Raw genomic sequence first — 530 nt, forward strand, 5'->3', positions numbered from 1 at the left:
ACGCGACTTGTTGCTGTACAACAAGGACCAAAATAAATTTTGGTTTTCGCCAAGAAGTTTCCAAAGCACTTGTAACAAATGTTTGAGAACTACTTTTTAAATCAGCTTTCCAGATTGTTAAAGAGCAAACTTCATAAAGAAGTCAAAGACATAGATTGAACATCAAGGCTCAATACATGGCTTTTGCTTCTCGCAAAATACAGTACCGATTATGGTGGAGCTATGCGGGATCGAACCGCAGACCTCCTGCGTGCAAAGCAGGCGCTCTCCCAGCTGAGCTATAGCCCCATAATCTGGAACGAAGTGGTGGGTCTGAGTGGACTCGAACCACCGACCTCACCCTTATCAGGGGTGCGCTCTAACCACCTGAGCTACAGACCCACTTCGTGTACTGTCTCTAAACTTGAATCAAGGCAATCTGTGTGAACACTCAACAACATACGTCATCTTAAGGTAAGGAGGTGATCCAACCCCAGGTTCCCCTAGGGTTACCTTGTTACGACTTCACCCCAGTCATGAATCACACCGTG

2 tRNA genes and 1 rRNA gene are annotated in these 530 nt (G+C 46.0%); all 3 read right to left on the minus strand.

The features are described 5' to 3' along the window. Positions 1 to 212: 212 nt before the first annotated feature. Positions 213 to 288, minus strand: a tRNA-Ala gene (locus tag AACQ95_RS14375). Positions 289 to 304: 16 nt separating this feature from the next. Continuing rightward, positions 305 to 381, minus strand: a tRNA-Ile gene (locus AACQ95_RS14380). A gap of 73 nt (positions 382 to 454) precedes the next feature. Then, a 16S ribosomal RNA gene (locus AACQ95_RS14385) occupies positions 455 to 530 on the minus strand; the annotation flags it as partial.

Source organism: Aeromonas sp. MR19, assembly GCF_963899305.1.
Classification (GTDB): Bacteria; Pseudomonadota; Gammaproteobacteria; order Enterobacterales; family Aeromonadaceae; genus Aeromonas; species Aeromonas bestiarum.